Raw genomic sequence first — 19,287 nt, forward strand, 5'->3', positions numbered from 1 at the left:
CCTTAAGGATCTGGAGTTTAGACGTTGGGGTTTAGACTAATAGATAAGAGGGAGGTAGCGCAGGCGGTTGCGGACTGGTGAATGCCAGTCTGAGGAAAGTCCGGGCTCCCGAAAGACCAGACTTGCTGGGTAACGCCCAGTGCGGGCAACCGTGAGGAGAGTGCCACAGAAACATACCGCCGATGGCCCAGAGTATTAACTCCAGGGCACAGGTAAGGGTGCAAGGGTGCGGTAAGAGCGCACCAGCAGCATTGAGAGGTGCTGGCTCGGTAAACCCCGGTCGGGTGCAAGGTCAAGGGGCAAGGTTGGTCTTTTTCCGGCCCCGCTTTAAGTACCGCAAGAGGCGTTTGGCAACAAACGTCCCAGATAGATAACCGCCCCCCGGCAACGGAGGAACAGAACCCGGCTTATGTCTACCTCCTTCCCCTTCTATTGCATCTTTGGCCTGTGTCAGATTTACCATTGTTTCGGTTACGGCAGCTCCAGCGCTGCATGCAGGAACTGGGACTACCTGCCGACAAAAGCTTTGACTGGGTTTCTCTCGATCGGGCGCTGACCCACAAGTCTGTAGACGCTGTCCATAACTACGAGCAGCTAGAGCTGTTGGGGGATGCGGTACTGCGCTTGGCGGCAACGGAATGTTTGCAAGAGACGTTTCCTAAGGCATCGGTGGGAGAGCTGTCGGCGGTGCGATCGGTGCTGATTAGCGATCGCACCCTGGGGCAACTGGCCGAGGAGCTAGGTTTAGCCTCCTACCTAACGGTAGCTCCTACTATGCAGGTCGGCCCCACCCATTTGGCCGATGCCCTTGAGGCCGTAGTAGCGGTGCTGTACTTAGACACTCACACCTTAAAGCGCGTGCGATCTTGGCTAGACAACGATTTACGACGACTGGCCGACCTCGTCCGCCTAGACCCGGCTCGCCAAAACTATAAAGTAGCCCTGCAAGAACTCACCCAGGCCCATAGCAAAGCACTGCCCCAGTACCGCACTACCGAGCAGCGCCCCGTTGACGGCGATCCCCAACGATTTGAATCTACAGTGTGGTTTCGGGAAACCTGCTGGGGTAGTGGTTATGGCTCTACCAAAAAGCAGGCTGAGCAGGCCGCTGCTGCCATAGCCTACGATCGCCTTTCTGCGGCCCTTACCCATGATCAGCCCTCGGTCCCTTAACCTTGCGCTCGTTGCGCTCAGACCCTAGACCTGATCGCTATTTGTGTAGGTTTAAATCATCAGCCAAAAAAACAGGTGATTTTCCTGAAGGCTTGGGCAACTTAACCCCGTAGGGCGATACCGACGACCTCAAACTCTAGGTAATTTATGAACGTCGCTTCATAAAATAGCGGCTTCATGAACCCACGATAAGTTTGCTTTGACAATCTACTTTGGCGGGCTATACCTAGAGAAACTCGTCGATTTTCGGTCAGGGCAATTATTTGTCAGGGTCAAGAGTTTAAGTTCCTGATCATCGACCTTGGCTCACCCTCACACACCTCACACAAATATCATCATGCATACCTCACACTGGCTTGCGGCGGCAGCAGTTCTGGGGAGTTGTAGCCTGCCCGTGCAGGCTATGGCTTCGCCCCACGACCTTCAAACCACCCCGTTAACCATGGCAGATGCTCTCGTCGCCGAGCATCACAGTCAAGATCGATTAAATCAGCTAGCGGATGCCATGAGTCGGCAGGTAGGTCGCCAGGAGGACAGTGAAATCACTGATTTTGCTAAGTCATTGAATATACCTTTGCTGAACGACCTGCTCGACAGTTCGGGAGAGTTTAGACTGCCCCTCGGACTGACCGTTTACGATGCCATGGGCACGACATCGGTTGGGTTTGGCTCTGAATTTTGATCTGGTTTAGCATCGCCTAGGAGCACCTGCTAGCACGCCAAGGTGTTGCGCCAGCCCGTATACTACCAAGGAAGGAAAGTAGGATACTGGGCCTTGGGCGTCGATCTTCGCAGCTACGTTTTTATTGATAATCTTCAACCCCAGCACGCCGCCTATATGGGCACTGTGTCGCTGGGGTTTTTACCGCTGCCTGGCGATGCCTCTCTGTGGATAGAAATTTCCCCTGGCATTGAGATCAACCGCATTCTCGACATTGGCCTGAAAGCGGCGGTTGTGCGCCCCGGCACTCTGATTGTAGAGCGATTGTACGGGCTGCTGGAGATTCACGCCAGCAACCAGGGCGAAGTACACGCCGCAGGCGGGGCCATGCTCAACGCCCTAGGGGTTACCTACCGTGAGCGACTTAAGCCCCGGATTATTTCTAGTCAGGTGATTCGAAATCTTGACCCTCACCATGTGCAACTGATTAACCGCAGTCGCCGGGGCAACATGATTGTCGCTGGTCAAACCCTTTATGTATTTGAAGTTGAGCCTGCGGCCTATGCATCTCTGGCCGCCAATGAGGCAGAGAAAGCAGCTCTAATCAACATTTTGCAAATTAGCTCGGTGGGTAGCTTTGGGCGGGTTTATCTGGGCGGGGAGGAACGGGACATTCTCGCGGCGCAGCAGGCTGTACTAGCCGTGATGGAAGCTATTCCCGGTCGCGAACAGGGCACTCCCCAGCGCAATGAGTAATCACCGCTAAGGGACACCAATACTCTCCGATTCTCTGACAGTCGTTGTTGGAGCTGACAGCGACAGACGTTGATCAACCCAGCAAATTCTTTTTTTACCTGACGATTTAGTTGGGTGGTGCTTGGACCCCGAACGCCCTAACGGAAAGCCCTTAGCCCTTGGTACGGCTTTTGGGGAACAAGTGGGCTCTATCGCTAGATAGATAGACCGCCCTGACCACCGTGTTACAACTTTTCAGGTCTGGTTAAGCAATGTAACGTTGTTTGGCTGGCTAATCTGAAACACCCGTTAGGACGTAATTACAATGACTCCGAACACTCTTCGCATCGCCCTGGGTCTGCTGCTGTTTGGTGCTGCCCCCGTCGCGATCACGGCCTTTCCTCAGCAGGCGATCTCTGACAGCCATAGTCCTGCGGTAGAGCAGCCCGCCGAGATGGAGCAGCCGGTTGAGGAAGATATGGAGCCAGCAGCCGAGGCTGAACAACCCGCTACTGCTGAGCTATCGATCGCTGAAATTGCCGCCAGTGGCGAAGATTTTACAATTCTGACCGCTGCTATTGAAGCGGCAGGCCTAACGGAGGTGCTCAACAATAGCGACCTCTCAGTGACGGTATTTGCTCCCACTGACGCAGCTTTTGAAGCCCTGCCGGAAGGTACCCTTGAGGCGCTGCTGCTGCCCGAGAACCGCGACCAACTCACCCAGTTGCTTACCTACCATGTAGTCGATGGTGAAGTGCGTTCCACCGACTTGGCTGATGGAGAAGTCGAAACCATCTCTGGATCACCTGTGATGGTCATGGTGGGGGATGAGGCTGTGACCATTAACGAAGCCAATGTGGTGATGGCTGATATTGAAGCCAGCAACGGTGTCATCCATGTGATTGACGCGGTGCTGATGCCGCTTTAGGCCCCACGCAGCTACGATATAGCTATGCTCTAGCATGGTGCCTTGGGCCGATTGCATTACCCCAAAGTGCCTTAAGGTAATAGTTATCAACGGTCGCTCCACCCGAGGGCGACCGTTTGGCCTAAGTGGTTCACGTCCCATGGTTTACTGAGACTAGGCCGGCTTAACAGAGTCTCAAAAGGGCGATCGCACGCTGATATCAATTTGTTGAAGTATCATCAGCAGTAAGCATCAGTCGTTTGCAATTGGTTAAGCCAATTAGGCTCAAAAGCACCGATGCTGCGTCAATGGAGAGTGCACCATGTTCCAGGGGCATATTAGAGAAGAGTTAATCGCAGTGATTGTCAGAGCATGAAGGATTCAACCCCAGGCGACCAAAAGCAGCTTCTGCTAATTGACGACGATCCCAACTTGATTTTGCTGGTCAAGGACTATCTTGAGTTCCGTGGCTACGAGGTCAAGACAGCGGGCAATGGTCGAGAAGCCCTGGAAGTGCTTGAGCAGATTACCCCAGATATGATTATCTGCGATGTGATGATGCCTGAGATGGATGGTCATGCCTTCGTGCGTCACGTGCGGGAAAGCCCTTCCACCGAGTGGATCCCAATTTTATTTCTCTCGGCCAAAGGTCAGAGCCAAGACCGGGTCAAGGGTTTAAACACCGGGGCCGACGTCTATATGGTCAAGCCCTTCGAGCCTGAAGAACTCGTTGCCCAGGTTGAATCTTCGCTCAAACAAGCGTCTCGGCTGATTAAACAGCAGATTAAAGGGGGTAGCAGCCCAGCCATTCAGGTCCCCTTTGACGTCGAGCTTACCCCCACCGAGCTGCGGGTGGTACAGTTTGTGGCCCGAGGCATGGCTAACCGCGAAATTGCCAACGAGCTCCAGGTGAGTCAGCGCACCATTGAGAGCCACGTCAGCAATATGCTGGGCAAAACCGGCCTCAATAACCGTACTGAGCTTGCTCGCTGGGCGATCGAAAATAACAAGGCTTAGCAAGGGGCTCAAGGTTTCAAGGGATATGGTTTAAGGGGCGGCCTTAGACCTAAAACGCGTACCGTAAACCCTGGCTTCCTGGCACAATCAGGGTAGTGACCTAATTGCGTTTCCTGATTTATGACAACTGCCCCCTTGAGCTGGTCGGCCCTGGAAGAGATGGCCGATTTTTCTGTGGACCTGGTGAATGGGCCAACTAACGCTCAGTCTCGGTTGCGCCTGTTTGGTCAGCCCGAATCGGCGGTGCGGGTAACGCTGTACCGCGATAACCATGCCTGGTGCCCCTACTGCCAAAAGGTGTGGCTGTGGCTGGAAGAAAAGCAGGTGCCCTACCGCATCGAAAAGGTCACCATGTTTTGCTACGGCGAGAAGGAAGCCTGGTATAAGCGCAAGGTGCCTTCGGGGATGCTGCCCGCCCTGGAACTGGACGGGCAGATGATTACCGAAAGCGACGACATTTTGCTGGCCCTAGAACATGCCTTTGGCCCATTGGTCTGGGGAATGAAAGACCCGGCGGTGGTGCCCCTGCGTCAGCTAGAGCGGCTGCTGTTTCGGGCCTGGTGTATGTGGCTGTGCCAGCCCGCGCGATCGCCTGCGGTAGACCAGCGGGCCGGGGAGCAGTTTGTGGGTATTGTGCAGCGGGTTGAGCAAGCCCTGGCCAGCACCCCCGGCCCGTTCTTTTTGCCGGAGTTTAGCACCGCCGATGTGGTGTTTGTGCCCTACGTAGAGCGCATGAACGCCAGCCTCTACTACTACAAGGGCTATTCGCTGCGCGAGGAGAACCCCCGTTTGGGGGCGTGGTTTGACGGGCTGGAGAGCCGCGCCACCTATCGCGGCACCCAGAGCGACTTTCACACCCACGTGCACGACCTGCCACCGCAGATGGGCGGCTGCTACGAGAATGATTTGCCCCAGACGAAACGCAACCAAACTCAGGTAGACCTTGGCCCCTGGTTTGGTCTGCCCGATGTCGCCTACCCGGAACCAGAGACCTCTCGCCGAGAAGCCCTGACCCGCATGGTGAAGCACCGCGAGAACATTATTAAGGTTAACCCTGCCGCTGCCGATGTGATTGACGCTGCCCTGCGCTGTGCATTGACTTATCTAATGACGGGGGAGCCCTGCGAACCGCCAGCGGGGGCAGACTTGGGACTGCGGTATCTGCGCGATCGCATCAACGTGCCCCGCGACATGTCAATCTACGCCGCCAAACGCCTGCGCGAAGCCCTGGAAGCCACCGCAGCCCTAGCCGGAGAGGCCCAACCAGAACCGTTGCCCATCCGTCATCGCCGCGATCAAGACCCGGCAAATTTTGCTGCTTAGGGCAGGAAACTTGACCCACCCCGCCCTGCGGGCACCCCTCCGAGGAGGGGACGGCGGCGCAGAATCTTCTCCATGGGAACGCAGCAGAGATAGGTGCCCAGCGCCTCAACGGGGCATGCCCTGCCTCTAGCTAAATGCCGTGGCTTTTGCCGATTACCCAGCTGCGGCGAAAGAAGCGGGCCAGGCTGGTTTCGCTCAGGGTGAGGCAAATGGGTCTGCCGTGGGGGCAGGTGCGGGGGTTGCGGGTTTGCTGCCAATCGTCAAGCAGGGTTTGCATGGTGGCCAGATCAAGCGGGGTGCCGTTGCGAATGGCGGTGCGACAGGCGATCGCCACCTGGGCTGTATCTAGATTCCCCCCCCGGCTGAGTTCGACTAGAGCATCGGGCAGATCGTCGCGATCGCACAACGGCTCCGGGGCTTGGCGGATAGCCCAGCGGCTAGGGCCAAAGTCCTCTGGGGCTAGCCCTAAGCGCTGAAGCTGCTCGATCTGGTTGTCGCTCAGGCCCTCCAGCACCACTGGGGTGACCAAGGGCACCAGCCGCCATCGGGCTTGCAGGCGTTCGTAGAGCACCCGCTCATGGGCAATGTGCTGCTCGATCAGGCAGAGACCATCGGGTTGTTCGGCCAAAATGTAGCGATCGTGCACCTGGGCGATCGCCCGTAGGGTGCTGGGGCGATCGCGGTACGGCAACCCATCGGACAGGGTGGCTAGGCCGTAGGCCCCGCTGGGTTCTGCCGTTTTGAGCAGCTGCGTGACCCGCTGTTGTTGGGGTTGATCGAGTCGTGCAGCAGGATTTTGGCTCAACAGAGTCTCAACGTGGCTCTGACAGAGGGCAGCCCACTGGTCGAGCTGATGCAAATACAGCGTGCTTTTATCGGGGCGGCGGTTCCAATCGACGTGGTGGTGGGCCACGGTCAGATGCATAAACACCAGAGGGTAGCGATGGCGGGGCAGAGTATGGCGAAACCCATTGATAATACTCTGCTCTAGCTCGGGCACTGTCACCAGACGGCCATTGACCGCCAACTTGACCCAGTCAGGGCGGGGGCGGTGGCAGCGATCGGGCAGGCCAATCACGCCATAGAGGCCCGTCTGCGAGGCCAGATCATCCTGCTCGGCCCAGGGGGCTGACTGCCAGCCCTCTTGCAGGTCAACCTCGCTAACCGTCCGCACCATCTGAGGCAGCAGTCCCTTGGCACTGGGGCTAGGGGTCAACGCCAACCAGGGGCGATCGCTCAGCTGCGCTGTCCAGGTCACCGTGGGATGGGCGAGGGCACAGTGGTAAATCACCCGCTGCACCTGGGTGATCTGACGGGCGATCGCCGGTAGCCGCTGCCCACGAGCTGGCCAACGGCTAAACAGATCGGTCACCGTAGCCACGGTGCCAGGGGCTAGCGCCACTGGCGTTGTCTCTATCGGTTCGCCTTGGGCAGAATAGATCACCCGCCAGCCCGACGACGCTCCGGCGGGACGACTGCACAGCTCAAGCTGGGCTACCTGGGCCAAACTGTGCAAGGCTTCTCCCCGAAACCCCAGGCTATGCACCTGCCATAGATCAGCCTGGGTGCGAATTTTGCTAGTGCTGTGGGGCACTGCCGCTTGACATAGATCATCGAGGGTCATGGCGATGCCGTTGTCGGCTACCTGCACTCGTCCCTGATCGGGCCAGAGGGCAATGGTGATGTGGGTAGCCTGGGCATCTAAGGCATTTTCAACCAGTTCTCGTACCACTGCTGCCAAAGAGTCGATCACCTCTCCAGCGGCGATGCTGTGAATCACATCTCCGGGCAGAGGCTGAATGGGGCTGTTGGGGGCCACATTAGATGAGCTAACGGCAGTAATGGGCTTAAGCCTCCAAAGAACTACTCCTATGCTACTGCCAGGATGATGCGCCAGGGTCAGAATTTGCCCTTGGCTCCGTAACTCTAAACTCTAGTTTTGGAGTTAATCCGAACCCCAACTCAGGGAAAATAATTGATTTTATTCAATTAATATCGGGGAATCATCTGGCGTTTTGTCTACTATTTTCCACAGAAGTTTGCAGACCCTATTAAGGTTTGTTACATTGCAGGAGAACGCCTTCGCCCAAGGATCCTCCTCCCATGCACCGCTTATTTGGCCTTCTGCCTAAACCCTCGCCCTTACGACCCGAATCTCGCGTTTACGACCTCAAAGAGCGGCTAGACTGGGGCGAACCGGCGCTCACCATCATTGATGTGCGCGATCGCACTGAATTTAACCACAGCCACATTACGGGTGCTATCTCCATACCGGTAGACACGCTGCTGGCTACAGCCGCCAACTGTTTTGAAGTCACCCGCGATCTCTATATCTATAGCAACACCGACGATGAATCGACCGTCGTCGCCGAGCAGTTGCGTAAAGCAGGTTTCTCGCGGGTAGCCATTGTGCGGGGTGGCGTTGCGGCATGGAAGGCAGCGGGTTTCCCCGTAGAAGTCGTCACAACGACAGTGGCTTAACTCCTCTAAACTGATGCAGTTAGGGCCTATAGCGTTGGCATGGATCCTTCTCTCTCAGTTTCGGCAGCTAGTGGTTTTTCAGACCGTGCAAACCTAGGTGGTGCAGCCAAGGTGGCAACCTACAGTCGCGCCTACACCCTGGTACCCACCTACGAATGCTTTAACCGCTGCACCTATTGCAACTTTCGTGCCGAGCCTGGGGAGTCTCCCTGGCTCAGCCTAGAGGCTGTTGACCAGCTGTTACCTCACCTGCGCCAGAAACAAGTATGTGAGGTGCTGGTTTTGAGCGGCGAGGTAGCCCCCCACAGCCCTCGGCGGGATGCCTGGTTTCGTCACATCTATCGCATCTGTGAGTTGGCTATAGAGGCGGGGTTACTGCCCCATACCAACGCTGGCCCCCTCAGCCGCAGCGAAATGGAGCACCTTCAGCAGGTCAATGTTTCCATGGGTCTGATGGTGGAGCAGGTTTCTCCAAAACTGCTCTATACCGTACACCGCCACGCCCCCAGCAAGCGCCCAGCCGTGCGGCTACAGCAGCTCGAGTGGGCCGGTGAGTTGGGCATTTCGTTCACGACGGGGTTGCTGCTGGGCCTCGGCGAAACGGAGACTGATTGGGTCGATTCGCTGCGGGCGATCGCCGCTAGCCATGCCCGCCACGGCCACATTCAAGAAGTAATTTTACAACCCCACAGCCCCGGACAGCGCCAGGCTCAACCCGGTATGGCTCTAGCCGAAGCCGCTCTAATCAAGGCGGTGCAGTTGGCTAAGACCTACCTGCCATCCGATATAGCGGTGCAAATTCCACCCAATTTAGTGAGTGATGCGGGCCTGGTGGCCTGCCTAGAGCAGGGAGCTAGCGATCTAGGCGGCATCAGCCCGGTCGATGAAGTGAACCCCGACTACGATCACCCTACCCCAGCTTCGCTGGCGGCGGCGATCGCCCCTGCGGGTTGGCAGCTCCAGCCCCGGCTACCCGTGTACCCGCAGTACGATAGTTGGCTACCAGCGTCACTAAAACCCTTAGTCAACACTTGGCGTCAACAGTTGAGCGAAAATTCTTACGACCACAGAATTATCGTTTAGTTGCAAACCCTTGTGAGCCCATCCATTCAGTAAGATGCTTACAACGGAGGAGCAGTTAACCCAACGCCTTCCAACTCTGTCTATGGTTGATCGCGATGACAGCTTCTAACCCTCAAACCTGCTCCGTGTGCGGCGTCAAAATTTTTGTGGGGATGGTTGGGGGCGATCGCGTCGTCTTCTCAGCGGGGCCACCGGGCACCCGTGCCCGGCTCTACGCCCGCGTCTGCCGCTATGTCGATAAACCCGGCTGCATCAACAAAAACGGCGGCAGTCAGCCCCCTAGCCCCAACGACTACTACAAGCCCGACGCCCCGCGCTAGCACCGCGACTGGCTCTGTAGGGTGATAGATTGCAGTTGGTGGGCAGTGCCCACCATTAACTCTGGGTCGTTAATCCTGAGGCTTGGCCAGACGCGCCTTCGCCTTTTGCCACAGCCCTTCTAGCTCTTCGATGCCGTACTCTCCCAAGGGCTTCTCGGCCACGGCTTCCACCAGCCCAAAGCGCTGAATGAAGCGACGATTGGTGCTCTGCAAGGCCTCCGAGGGGTCGAGGTCATACCAGCGGGCCAGGTTAACCAGCGTAAACAACAGATCGCCCAGCTCTGCTTGCTGGTTCTCTTTGGGTTCACTGGCCAGGGCGGCCCGAAACTCGTCTAGTTCTTCGTGAAATTTGTCCCACACGCCGTCGATATCGTTCCACTCGAACCCGGCCTTGGCGGCTTTGTGCGAAATCTTGCTGGCGGCCATCAAGGGCGGCAGAGTGCGGCTGTATTTGGTCAGCTTGGGCGAGAGCTTGTCAGGCTCGTGGGGAATGCCTTTTTCTTCGGCCTTGATGCGGTCCCAGTTTTGGCTGACTTCTTCGGGCGTCTCACCTGAGGCATCGCCAAAAATGTGAGGGTGGCGGCGCACCAGCTTGTCAGCAATGCCGGTAGCCACCGTGCCCAGGTCAAAGTTGTCCGCGTCGCTGGCCACCTGGGCTTGCAGCACTACTTGCAGCAGCAGGTCACCGAGTTCTTCGGCGATCGCATCCTTTTCCCCCACCTGAATGGCATCCACCACCTCGTAGGCTTCTTCGATCACGTAGGGAATTAGGCTAGTGGGGGTTTGGGCCAGGTCCCACGGGCAGCCGGTTTCGGGGTGGCGCAGCTGAGCGATAATATCCACCAGCCGCTCTAGGGCGGCGAGAATGGCGGCGCGATGGGTGACAGGTTCAGAAGGCAGGGGCGCAGAAACCATAGCGAAACTGGGTTGACGACAACCATAGCTTAGACGGTGATCCTCAGCCCTAGGTACATTGCCCATACCCTGGGCGATGTTATCGCCCGATGAGATGCTCTCAACTATGTTGTGTTTTACCCGCCAAGATCCCCGAGTTCTTGAAGAACTCGGGGATCTGAATCCCCTGCGCCTAGCCAAACCCAGCCCCCAGCCAGAGCGATTGCGCCATCTGGTGATTGGCTCGCCCGAAGGGGTGCGTGCCACCATTCACCGGCTCCATGCCACCTGGAGCCAGCTGATCACGATCCCGCCCTCGGGAATTTTGATTACCCCAGAGCAGGGGGAGGTGTTTAGTCTGCTGAGGCGCGCTCGGCAGCTCAGTTAATCCGTCGGATGGCGCAAAGCGCAGCGTGCCCATCTTCTAAACACTCGGCAAAGATGGACACGGGCTTTGGCCCTTTGCGCCATGTTATGCACTGCTATGAAGCGCTGAGGGTGCGGTGGGAGTTTTGAGAAATATGGCACTACTATTGAACTTACGACCCTGTTGATGAAGTGTGAGCTGGTGCAGAGGGTGCTATGGGCAAAGGATTTGGACAGCCAAAAGCGGTATCCACGCGCAATGCGACCCAGTTTATGCGTGCCTTTAGGAAGTGCCATACCGAAGCTAAGGGAGATAAGCGGCAGGTCGAGCAGTTTTTGAAGGCAAACTTAGCCAAGCTAGATGAATCTCTTCTAGAGGCATTGCCACATACATTTCCGACACTGGTAGAAGATGGTTTATTTGGAGATAGGCAAGCAGGTGCATCGCTATTTGGGAATTTTGGAAATGCAATTTGCGAGTTTCCGCTAGGTGATCGGGCCTTAAACCTGGAGTTGAGTATTGCGGCTTACCAAATTGCATTAAGGGTATTTACTCGTGATGCTTTTCCTGAAAGTTGGGCCGCTACACAAAATAATCTTGGCGCTGCCTACAGTAATCGCTTTCAAGGCGATCGGGCCAAAAACTTAGAGCAAGCGATTGCGGCCTATGAGTTATCGCTTCAAGTTAGAACACGCGATGCTTTTCCTGAAAGTTGGGCCGCTACACAAAATAACCTCGGCACTGCCTACGGTAACCGCATTAGAGGTGATCGGGCTGAAAACTTAGAGCAAGCGATTGCGGCCTATGAGTTATCGCTTCAGGTCAGAACACGCGATGCTTTTCCTGAAAATTGGGCCACGACACAAAATAATCTCGGCACTGCCTGTAGCAGTCGCATTCAAGGTGATCGGGCTGAAAACTTAGAGCAAGCGATTGCGGCCTATGAGTTATCGCTTCAGGTCAAAACACGCGATGCTTTTCCTGAAAATTGGGCCACGACACAAAATAATCTCGGCACTGCCTACGGTAATCGCATTAGAGGTGATCGGGCTGAGAATTTAGAGCAGGCTATTGCAGCCTATGAGTTGTCACTTCAAGTTTACACTCGCGATGCTTTTCCTGAAAATTGGGCCACGACACAAAGTAATCTTGGCGTTGCCTATCGTGATCGCATTAGAGGCGATCACGCCAAAAATGTAGAGCAAGCGATTGTGGCTTATAAGTTGTCGCTTCAGGTTTACACTCATGATGCTTTCCCAGAAAATTGGGCAATAAGTAAGCACAATCTCGGCAATGCTTATCGCGATCGCATTCTAGGCGAGCAAAGCGACAATCTAAGAACAGCGATTGATTTGTACCAAGAAGCTACTCAAGTTTTCACGCAAAAGGCATTCCCGCTTAAGTGGGCCGAGAACCAGGGCTGCTTGGCTGAAGCATTAATTAAACAAGCCTCGTTGTCAGATAACTCAAATGACTTAAATACTGCTATTACGCTGCTGAAAGAGGCTTTAGAAGTTGCCGTGCCTGGTAGCCCAGACTTTATCGACTCTCAGTACCGATTGGGTACTGCCCTATCGCGTCGCTTTGAGCTAAATCAAAATGCTAGCGATCTACAAGACGCACTCAAAGCCTATAAAACCGCTTTAGATGCCATTAGCCCAGAGCATTACGATCGCGAAAAAATTTGGCAAGCGCTACCGACTACTCAATCTGTCTTAGGCAGTCGCCTGGTACGCGAAGGCCAGTGGCAGGAAGGGCTACAGCTCTTGCTCAACAGCGTCAGACTGCTCAGCGAAGGGGATGACCAACTTGCCCACGCCAATGCGCTGTATCAAACCGGACGCGCCCACGAAACCCTCTCTGACTGGGATAATGCCCGTCTCTACTACCGCGATGCCCTGCGCCTGTACGAACACCTTAACGATCAGCCCGGCATTGCCCAAAGTCGTCATGGATTAGGGAGTGTGTTAGCCTCCCAGGGCTATTTCAAAAAAGGTATGGCTGAGCTACAACAAGCCCGCGACCTTTACCATCAGCTAGATAGACAAAACAGGGTAAGAGAAGTGGATAACCTTTACCAGGCAGCCCAGCGGGCAGAGCAGCAGCTAAGCGAGGTGCCCGCATGACCACCGCCGACGATATTTTTGATCAATCAACCAGCAACGTGCAGGGCTTGGGCCTACGCGAAATTCCGTTTACAGAAAGCCCACCTGACCTCGAAAGCGAAACGCTACAGTACATCTTCACCGGGCGCGAAGACGAGCTGCGACGGGTATTTAACCTGTTTCAAAGCCGGGAGCGGCGACGGGTTTTGGTCTATGGCCGCATTGGCATTGGCAAAAGCGCCTTTTTGCGAGAGGTGCTGTCTGTTTTGCGCCGCAAGCGTCCACAGATGTTGACCGCCTATATTTCTCTACCCGCTGATCTAGACCTGGCTACCACAGCCTTAATTGCCGTTGCCCGCGAAATGGCCGATGACGAATGGGCACAGCGGCAGCTCTACCAAATGGGGATTCCGACCGCCAAAATCCTTAAAGAGCGCAGTTCAGAAGTAAGCGGAAACCTGGTCATGGGTGCCAAAATGGCGGAAAAAGACCTGCCTCTCACGAAGCCGTTATATCCCACCGTGAGCCTCGATACCCTGCTAGAACGCGCCCAAGAAAAATATCCCCAGGGCGTTGTCATTGCCATTGACGACTTGGATAAACGCAACCCCAGCGCCGTTCGACAGATGATGCACGATGCCCAAGGCATGTTGAAGGGGCGGGCCTGGTTTATGCTTACCGGGCACCCGATGGGCATCACAGGCGATTTGTTGACCAGTGAGCGAGGACTGTTTGACCTGCAACTGAAGCTCGAAGAACTCGATCAGCCCACCACCTACAAGATGCTGATCAACTACCTCAACAGCGCCCGCATCGGCAACACCTGCACTGACCCCGATGATCCGCGATCGGTATTGCCATTTACCCCAGAGGCCGCCAAGCGCTTCTGTGAAGTATCTCTAGGCAAGCCTCGCCTGTTTAACCGGCTTGGCAACACAGTACTCGACACCGCCGCTAACATGCAGGCCACCTTAATTGATTCAGAGGTATTGGCTCAGGGACTAAAGGCGGCTGCTCCAGAGCTGAGAGAACGTGCTGCCCTCAGCGTTCAAGAAGAACGAGTTCGAGCCTTTCTAGAACAGCGAGGGCCAATCTCTGACGAAACCATTACCTTTGAAGACTTGGAACAACTAGGGTTTCGCAGCTTTAGCGAGATTTTGCCCTTTCTAGAACGGCTAGAAGCAGCTGACCTCGCCCACCAACTCGATCAGGATGACACCAAAGCCTTTGCCCCAATCGCTCTGCCACCAACCATAGAGGATGAGCCAGTAGATCTGTAGATCAGAGCACCAATATCGCGGAGGTTGTGTTATGTGGCAGCAGAACTAAACGCGTTCCAGATTATTGGCTGTGCTACTGCGCTGGATCACTATGGCGAGTTACGTTGAGGCGGTTAAAACGTTCTAACGATCGCGACTGCCATAAACCCGCTCTATATGTCATCAGATCTTGCTAAATCGCGGTGGTGCAGGGCAGACAACAGCCGATAATATAGCGTTGGCCAAATTGCCCAGTGCATCGCTATACCCCTTAGAGGGTTAGGGCTGTGGTAAGTTTGGCGGGTCGTCCTGCCAGGACGATTATTGATCACCCCCTTAGCGGAAAGCAGGAAGTTGCCCATGGGTCGCGCAGAGAAAGTTGTTCTAGCCTATTCCGGTGGTGTTGACACCACCGTGTGTATCCCCTACCTGATGCAGGAGTGGGGTGTAAAAGAAGTGATTACCCTGGCGGCAGACTTAGGCCAAGGCGACGAGCTAGAGCCGATTCGCCTCAAGGCGCTCAATGCCGGGGTAAAAGAGTCTTTAGTAGCCGACCTGACCAAAGAATTCATTACCGACTATGCCTTCCCCGCCATCCAGGCCAATGCCCTGTATGAAAATCGCTACCCGCTGTCTACGGCCCTGGCCCGCCCGCTGATTGCCAAGGCCCTAGTCGAAGCCGCCGATCGCTATGGGGCCGATGCTGTCGCCCACGGCTGCACCGGCAAGGGCAACGACCAGGTGCGCTTTGACGTGGCGATCGCCGCCCTCAATCCCAGCCTTAAGGTGCTGGCCCCCGCCCGCGAGTGGGGCATGGGGCGCGAAGAAGCCATTGCCTACGGTGAAAAAAATGGCCTCAGCTTTCAGGTGAAAAAGTCTAGCCCTTACAGCATCGATCGCAACCTGCTGGGCCGCAGCATTGAGGCCGGGCCGCTCGAAAACCCCATGACCGAGCCTTTGGAAGAAGTGTTTTTGATGACCGAGGCGATCGAAAACACCCCCAACGAGCCTGAATACGTGGATATTGGCTTTACCAAGGGTCTGCCCACCAGCCTCAATGGCCAGGCGCTGGGGCCGGTAGAGTTAATTACTCAACTGAATGCGATCGCCGGTCGCCACGGCGTAGGCCGCATCGACATGATTGAAAACCGCCTGGTAGGCATCAAATCGCGCGAAATCTACGAGGCCCCAGCTCTACTGGTACTGATCGACGCCCACCGCGATTTAGAAAGCCTCACCCTCACCGCCGACGTCACCCAGTACAAGCGCGGCATCGAAGAAAGCTACAGCCGTCTGGTCTACAACGGCCTCTGGTATAGCCCCCTCAAGCTGGCCCTCGACGCCTTCATTCAGCAGACCCAAGAGCGGGTGACAGGCACCGTGCGGGTGAAGCTGTTTAAGGGCACCAACCGGGTGGTGGGCCGCCAGTCTGAGCTGGCCCTCTACAGCGATGCCCTGTCGACCTACGGCTCTGATGACCAGTTTGACCACAGGGCTGCCGAAGGCTTTATCTACGTGTGGGGTCTACCCACACGCGTCTGGTCTGAAAAGCTGCGGGGTTAGAACGTCATCTTGCCCAACCGTCTGGGCTAGGTTTGAGGTGCTGACAGTAGCCTGATGACCTAGTTAGTACACCAAGGGGTGGAGTTTGACGACCTCCACCCCTATTCTGTGTTGAGATCGAGCTAGGCAAATCACTCCCCACAGTAAGCGATTAGGTCAATTTCTACATCTCCATACCCGGCCAGCGCTGTGACCCCCACTGTAGTACGGCTCGGCTGGGGAGATTGGCCAAAGTATGATTGGTAAATGGTGTTTACCACCTCGTAGTAGCGAAAATCTGTAACAAAGATCCGCGCCATCACTACTCGGTTGAAACCGCTGCCCCCGTGATCTAACACTAGAGCCAGGTTATCCATCACCCGCCGGGTTTGCTCTTCAATTGAGCCTTTAACAACCTTGCCCGTGGCCGGGTCTTCGGCCAGCTGCCCCGTCACAAACAAAAAATCTCCAGCCCGCACCGCGTGGGAGTAGGGTGCTACCGGCGGCAGCACGTTATCGGGCAAGGTCATAAATTCCAGCATGGTTTTAACTATTACAACAACAGTTTTATAGTGTCGCTTAAATTGTCACCAATAAATTGTCGCAAGAGCAAATTACTAGGCCTTTCAAACATAGCCAGATCGATCTCAACCTGAGTCATAGAAGCCATCTCTTGACTAACATTTTCAGACCAGGCCAATGACGAAATGTCCGTTTTCCCCTACCCCAATTCATGCACCCATTCAGCAGCACCTAGAGCTGAGCTAACTGCTTTAAATCAGGCAGTAAAATGGCTCGACTTGACTCAGAGGCTAGGTAACGGTGTTTGGTTTCACCTCGGCGCTTTCTAAAGCGCACGAGCTGCCCCTGCCGCTCTAGGGTGTTGAGCAGGCGAGTCACCGTAACCCGGCTACTGCCCAACACTTCAGATAGCTGCTGGTGGGTCAATAGCGGTGGCAACAATCTGCCCTCTGGGGTCTGGTGTCCAAAGCGATCGGCCAGCCAGTGGAGCAGGTGCAGCAGGCGCTCGGCCAAACAGGGAATTTGCACTACGCGAAATAGCTCCTGGCTATACCAAAGATGATTGAGCAGCAGCGTCTGCCAGTAGCGTGTTTGTGAATGAAAAACCACTTCCGTGACCATTACTGAGGTCAAACATTCCATTTGGTAGGGGCTCAGTCGAGTCAGCGGCAGCCCGACAATATCTCCCTGGCCCCACAGGCCAACGGTAATCACCTGACCCTCAGCGTTCCAGGTCAGGCTGCGCACAATACCTTGCTCAATCAGCCAGACGCGATCGCACAGCGGCGGCAGAGAGGTTTTAGGGCCAAAGGTTTGCAGAATCGAGAGTTGAGGGCGAGACATGGGAATCTAGAGGTGAGGTGAGGAAGCGTGAAGGGACGGTCTTTGTAACTGAAGGCTTAGGAGATTTTTAGAACAGAAGCTCCCTGCTGTATCCGGCGACTGTAGCCGCCTAAGGGTGGCAATGCCCACCCTTAGGGAAAAAGTTTTCCAGAAGTCACCTTAGGGTTTTTCCCACAGCGGCAGCAATCAGAGGAGTGCTTTGAATCGGGGTTTGGCAGGTGAAGGGGTGGGCCTAACATCGGCGATTTCATAGTCGGGGCAACAGAGGGCAGCTTCTGAGGCGGCATCTCTAGGGCGCACCGGACACTTGAGATAGGGGCTACCAGTGTAGTAGCGGCACCGAAAGCAGGGCACCTGGTGCAATCGCCGCAGCCGCTGAAGGCCGTCTTGAATAGCCAGCAATAGAGCCAAAACAAAGAGCAGCACCATGACCCAAATGCCTAGGGGCACCAAGACGGCAAGCAAAATGTCGCTAGAGGGCATAGAAACCTCACTGAATACAGCAGCAGTAGATGATCTAAGAACCTGGCAGCGAAGACGCTACGTTAAACCCCTCGGGGGTGAACAGCAGGGTCTGAGTGGTGCCCCAAAAACTTAAAATTTGGCTGGCTACCCGTTGCGGGTAAACGGCATGGAAAAAGTGGCGACCGGGGAATGCCACGATGCGATCGCCCCCCTTTAGCCATGGTTGCCACCCCTTGATCTGGGTCGGATCAACGATGGCATCTTCGGTGCCACCAGCCACCAGCAGAGGCACCGCCACGCTGCCAGGGCACAGGCTCACTCGCTTCAGCAGTGAGTGGGGAGACACAGAGTGGAGCAGATCTTGCTCTAGTAAGTTGACCCAGCCCGGTACCAAAGGCCGAGCCTGGTGGCCAAATAGGCTATAGACCATCTGGGCCAGTACCTGGCGGCGATCGCAGGGTAACCGCTCTAGCTGGGCATAGTAGTGGGCCTGCCAATCGACCATGGGGTTTACCCCCACAGAAAGCAGCGTTAACGAGCTCACCCGGTGGGGGTTTTGGCGAGCATAGAGCAGCCCAACCAGCCCCCCCGTGCCGTGGCCCATCAGGTGCACCGGTCGGTCAAACCCCTTGAGATAGTCGTGGAGCAGGGTAACAGCGATATCGAGAGAGCTAGGTTCGTCTGGGGTTTGTCGGTAGGCCCAGTGGGTGACTTCACCATAGCGGGCTAGACAGCCTAACAGCTTGTGATCAAATCGTTCAAAGCTAGGGCTCACGTTCAGCCACACGGCATCGGGGCAAGAGGTTAACGTCATTGGCAACCAAAAAATGTGGACATTATGAGAGGAGCGAAGTCGAAGAAATTTTTACTGGCATTGAAAAGTGGCGGGCAATAGCACCCCATGGGTTAAGGAGCAGGCGTGCAGTCACACTTAACCATTGCCAACCAGAGGATTTAAACTCCAAAAGTCGATTTCAGCTGAGCAACCCAGGCGCTGATGCGGTCATCCGTGAGCTCAGGCTGGTTGTCTTCATCTAGAGCCAGGCCCACAAACTTGCCATTTTGTACGGCCTTAGAATCGCTAAAGTCATAGCCATCAATGGGCCACTGACCTACAGTGGTGGCCCCCAGTTCAGTGATTTTCTCTGCCAAAATGCCCATGGCGTCTTGAAAGTTATCGGCATAGCCAACTTGGTCGCCCGCCCCAAAGAAAGCGACCTGCTTACCGCTAAAGTCAATACCATCGAGCTCGTCGAAGAAACCTTCCCAATCCGATTGCAGCTCGCCAATATTCCAGGTAGGGCAGCCGATGATCAGGCAGTTATAGTCAGAAAAGTCGTCGGGGCTGGCATCGGCAATGTCGTGCAGCGTGACTACGCCATCACCCCCAAATGCTTTTTGTATTGCCTCGGCCAACGTTTCAGTATTGCCGGTCTGGGTGCCAAAAAAGAGGCCAATTTTAGTCATGACAGTGCTTATCCTGAGTTGGTTCAAACAGAAAATCGGGTGGGTGTAAAGAAGCCACAGCGGCTCGACTACTCGGCATCGACTGACGACAGGTGGGGCAAAACCACTGGGGCTGTCGGCCTT

Annotated in this window: 20 protein-coding genes and 1 other RNA gene; 14 read left to right on the forward strand and 7 right to left on the reverse strand. The window is 55.5% G+C overall.

The features are described 5' to 3' along the window. Window positions 1–50: 50 nt before the first annotated feature. From rnpB to RRF56_RS07990, 7 genes are all read left to right on the forward strand, one after another. Window positions 51–425, forward strand: an RNA gene (gene rnpB / locus RRF56_RS07960) — RNase P RNA component class A. 22 nt (window positions 426–447) lie between these two features. After that, window positions 448–1,173, forward strand: a complete 726-nt coding sequence (gene rnc, locus RRF56_RS07965; protein WP_317037104.1) for a ribonuclease III — start codon at window positions 448–450, stop codon at window positions 1,171–1,173. A gap of 337 nt (window positions 1,174–1,510) precedes the next feature. Then, window positions 1,511–1,855 carry a hypothetical protein gene (locus RRF56_RS07970; protein ID WP_317037105.1) on the forward strand — a complete coding sequence of 115 codons (345 nt, stop codon included), beginning with the start codon at window positions 1,511–1,513 and terminating at the stop codon, window positions 1,853–1,855. A gap of 93 nt (window positions 1,856–1,948) precedes the next feature. Further along, a complete protein-coding gene (locus RRF56_RS07975) occupies window positions 1,949–2,590 on the forward strand; it encodes a hypothetical protein (protein ID WP_317037106.1) in 642 nt (213 codons plus the stop codon). Window positions 2,591–2,894: 304 nt separating this feature from the next. Continuing rightward, entirely contained in the window at window positions 2,895–3,497 is a 603-nt protein-coding gene (locus RRF56_RS07980) for a fasciclin domain-containing protein (protein ID WP_317037107.1), read from the forward strand. Between the two features lie 351 nt (window positions 3,498–3,848). Beyond that, window positions 3,849–4,493, forward strand: a complete 645-nt coding sequence (locus RRF56_RS07985; RefSeq protein ID WP_317037108.1) for a response regulator transcription factor — start codon at window positions 3,849–3,851, stop codon at window positions 4,491–4,493. 120 nt (window positions 4,494–4,613) lie between these two features. Continuing rightward, window positions 4,614–5,816: a glutathione S-transferase family protein gene (locus RRF56_RS07990; RefSeq protein ID WP_317037109.1), complete on the forward strand. Its 1,203-nt coding sequence runs from the start codon at window positions 4,614–4,616 to the stop codon at window positions 5,814–5,816. Between the two features lie 130 nt (window positions 5,817–5,946). Here RRF56_RS07990 and mutL read toward each other — a convergent pair whose 3' ends face one another. Next, a complete protein-coding gene (mutL, locus tag RRF56_RS07995; protein WP_317037110.1) occupies window positions 5,947–7,635 on the reverse strand; it encodes a DNA mismatch repair endonuclease MutL in 1,689 nt (562 codons plus the stop codon). Between the two features lie 284 nt (window positions 7,636–7,919). Between mutL and RRF56_RS08000 the strand changes: the two genes are divergently transcribed. The 3 genes from RRF56_RS08000 to RRF56_RS08010 all read left to right on the forward strand — a co-directional run bounded on the left by RRF56_RS08000 (window position 7,920) and on the right by RRF56_RS08010 (window position 9,700). Beyond that, window positions 7,920–8,297: a rhodanese-like domain-containing protein gene (locus tag RRF56_RS08000; protein WP_317037111.1), complete on the forward strand. Its 378-nt coding sequence runs from the start codon at window positions 7,920–7,922 to the stop codon at window positions 8,295–8,297. 111 nt (window positions 8,298–8,408) lie between these two features. After that, the gene (gene cofG / locus RRF56_RS08005) at window positions 8,409–9,380 is read left to right on the forward strand and encodes a 7,8-didemethyl-8-hydroxy-5-deazariboflavin synthase subunit CofG (RefSeq protein WP_317037112.1); all 972 of its coding nucleotides are present in this window, start codon (window positions 8,409–8,411) and stop codon (window positions 9,378–9,380) included. 95 nt (window positions 9,381–9,475) lie between these two features. Then, window positions 9,476–9,700 carry a hypothetical protein gene (locus RRF56_RS08010; protein WP_317037113.1) on the forward strand — a complete coding sequence of 75 codons (225 nt, stop codon included), beginning with the start codon at window positions 9,476–9,478 and terminating at the stop codon, window positions 9,698–9,700. Between the two features lie 69 nt (window positions 9,701–9,769). Here the strand turns inward: RRF56_RS08010 and mazG are convergent, their stop codons facing one another. After that, entirely contained in the window at window positions 9,770–10,615 is an 846-nt protein-coding gene (gene mazG / locus RRF56_RS08015; RefSeq protein ID WP_317037114.1) for a nucleoside triphosphate pyrophosphohydrolase, read from the reverse strand. A 106-nt stretch (window positions 10,616–10,721) separates the two neighbouring features. On the opposite strand from mazG, the gene RRF56_RS08020 reads away from it, so the two are divergent. The 4 genes from RRF56_RS08020 (at window position 10,722) to RRF56_RS08035 (ending at window position 15,888) form a co-directional block, all read left to right on the forward strand. After that, window positions 10,722–10,982, forward strand: a complete 261-nt coding sequence (locus RRF56_RS08020; RefSeq protein ID WP_317037115.1) for a hypothetical protein — start codon at window positions 10,722–10,724, stop codon at window positions 10,980–10,982. A 194-nt stretch (window positions 10,983–11,176) separates the two neighbouring features. Continuing rightward, complete coding sequence (locus tag RRF56_RS08025) at window positions 11,177–13,087, forward strand: tetratricopeptide repeat protein (RefSeq protein ID WP_317037116.1); 1,911 nt, start codon at window positions 11,177–11,179, stop codon at window positions 13,085–13,087. Beyond that, on the forward strand, window positions 13,084–14,346 hold the full coding sequence (locus RRF56_RS08030) for an ATP-binding protein (RefSeq protein ID WP_317037117.1): 1,263 nt from the start codon (window positions 13,084–13,086) through the stop codon (window positions 14,344–14,346). The genes RRF56_RS08025 and RRF56_RS08030 overlap by 4 nt, the downstream gene beginning before the upstream one ends. 339 nt (window positions 14,347–14,685) lie before the next feature. After that, entirely contained in the window at window positions 14,686–15,888 is a 1,203-nt protein-coding gene (locus tag RRF56_RS08035) for an argininosuccinate synthase (RefSeq protein WP_317037118.1), read from the forward strand. A gap of 131 nt (window positions 15,889–16,019) precedes the next feature. Here RRF56_RS08035 and RRF56_RS08040 read toward each other — a convergent pair whose 3' ends face one another. The 5 genes from RRF56_RS08040 to fldA form a co-directional block, all read right to left on the reverse strand. After that, on the reverse strand, window positions 16,020–16,409 hold the full coding sequence (locus tag RRF56_RS08040) for a RidA family protein (protein WP_317037119.1): 390 nt from the start codon (window positions 16,407–16,409) through the stop codon (window positions 16,020–16,022). Window positions 16,410–16,620: 211 nt separating this feature from the next. Next, the gene (locus RRF56_RS08045; protein ID WP_317037120.1) at window positions 16,621–17,232 is read right to left on the reverse strand and encodes a Crp/Fnr family transcriptional regulator; all 612 of its coding nucleotides are present in this window, start codon (window positions 17,230–17,232) and stop codon (window positions 16,621–16,623) included. Window positions 17,233–17,418: 186 nt separating this feature from the next. Further along, window positions 17,419–17,715, reverse strand: a complete 297-nt coding sequence (locus tag RRF56_RS08050) for a hypothetical protein (RefSeq protein ID WP_317037121.1) — start codon at window positions 17,713–17,715, stop codon at window positions 17,419–17,421. Between the two features lie 34 nt (window positions 17,716–17,749). Beyond that, complete coding sequence (locus RRF56_RS08055; RefSeq protein WP_317037122.1) at window positions 17,750–18,511, reverse strand: alpha/beta hydrolase; 762 nt, start codon at window positions 18,509–18,511, stop codon at window positions 17,750–17,752. Window positions 18,512–18,651: 140 nt separating this feature from the next. After that, window positions 18,652–19,164 carry a flavodoxin FldA gene (gene fldA, locus RRF56_RS08060; RefSeq protein WP_317037123.1) on the reverse strand — a complete coding sequence of 171 codons (513 nt, stop codon included), beginning with the start codon at window positions 19,162–19,164 and terminating at the stop codon, window positions 18,652–18,654. Between the last annotated feature and the right edge of the window lie 123 nt (window positions 19,165–19,287).

Origin of the sequence: Nodosilinea sp. E11 (assembly GCF_032813545.1) — a bacterium.
Lineage (GTDB): Bacteria > Cyanobacteriota > Cyanobacteriia > Phormidesmidales > Phormidesmidaceae > Nodosilinea.

What these genes read in the sequence shown, in the direction of transcription:
- RRF56_RS07970 (WP_317037105.1), top strand. Translation starts at nt 1,511, where the DNA reads ATGCATACCTCACACTGGCTTGCGGCGGCAGCAGTTCTGGGGAGTTGT.
- RRF56_RS07980 (WP_317037107.1), top strand. Translation starts at nt 2,895, where the DNA reads ATGACTCCGAACACTCTTCGCATCGCCCTGGGTCTGCTGCTGTTTGGT.
- RRF56_RS07985 (WP_317037108.1), top strand. Translation starts at nt 3,849, where the DNA reads ATGAAGGATTCAACCCCAGGCGACCAAAAGCAGCTTCTGCTAATTGAC.
- RRF56_RS07990 (WP_317037109.1), top strand. Translation starts at nt 4,614, where the DNA reads ATGACAACTGCCCCCTTGAGCTGGTCGGCCCTGGAAGAGATGGCCGAT.
- RRF56_RS08000 (WP_317037111.1), top strand. Translation starts at nt 7,920, where the DNA reads ATGCACCGCTTATTTGGCCTTCTGCCTAAACCCTCGCCCTTACGACCC.
- RRF56_RS08010 (WP_317037113.1), top strand. Translation starts at nt 9,476, where the DNA reads ATGACAGCTTCTAACCCTCAAACCTGCTCCGTGTGCGGCGTCAAAATT.
- mazG (WP_317037114.1), bottom strand. Translation starts at nt 10,615, where the DNA reads ATGGTTTCTGCGCCCCTGCCTTCTGAACCTGTCACCCATCGCGCCGCC.
- RRF56_RS08020 (WP_317037115.1), top strand. Translation starts at nt 10,722, where the DNA reads ATGTTGTGTTTTACCCGCCAAGATCCCCGAGTTCTTGAAGAACTCGGG.
- RRF56_RS08025 (WP_317037116.1), top strand. Translation starts at nt 11,177, where the DNA reads ATGGGCAAAGGATTTGGACAGCCAAAAGCGGTATCCACGCGCAATGCG.
- RRF56_RS08030 (WP_317037117.1), top strand. Translation starts at nt 13,084, where the DNA reads ATGACCACCGCCGACGATATTTTTGATCAATCAACCAGCAACGTGCAG.
- RRF56_RS08035 (WP_317037118.1), top strand. Translation starts at nt 14,686, where the DNA reads ATGGGTCGCGCAGAGAAAGTTGTTCTAGCCTATTCCGGTGGTGTTGAC.
- RRF56_RS08040 (WP_317037119.1), bottom strand. Translation starts at nt 16,409, where the DNA reads ATGCTGGAATTTATGACCTTGCCCGATAACGTGCTGCCGCCGGTAGCA.
- RRF56_RS08045 (WP_317037120.1), bottom strand. Translation starts at nt 17,232, where the DNA reads ATGTCTCGCCCTCAACTCTCGATTCTGCAAACCTTTGGCCCTAAAACC.
- RRF56_RS08050 (WP_317037121.1), bottom strand. Translation starts at nt 17,715, where the DNA reads ATGCCCTCTAGCGACATTTTGCTTGCCGTCTTGGTGCCCCTAGGCATT.
- RRF56_RS08055 (WP_317037122.1), bottom strand. Translation starts at nt 18,511, where the DNA reads ATGACGTTAACCTCTTGCCCCGATGCCGTGTGGCTGAACGTGAGCCCT.
- fldA (WP_317037123.1), bottom strand. Translation starts at nt 19,164, where the DNA reads ATGACTAAAATTGGCCTCTTTTTTGGCACCCAGACCGGCAATACTGAA.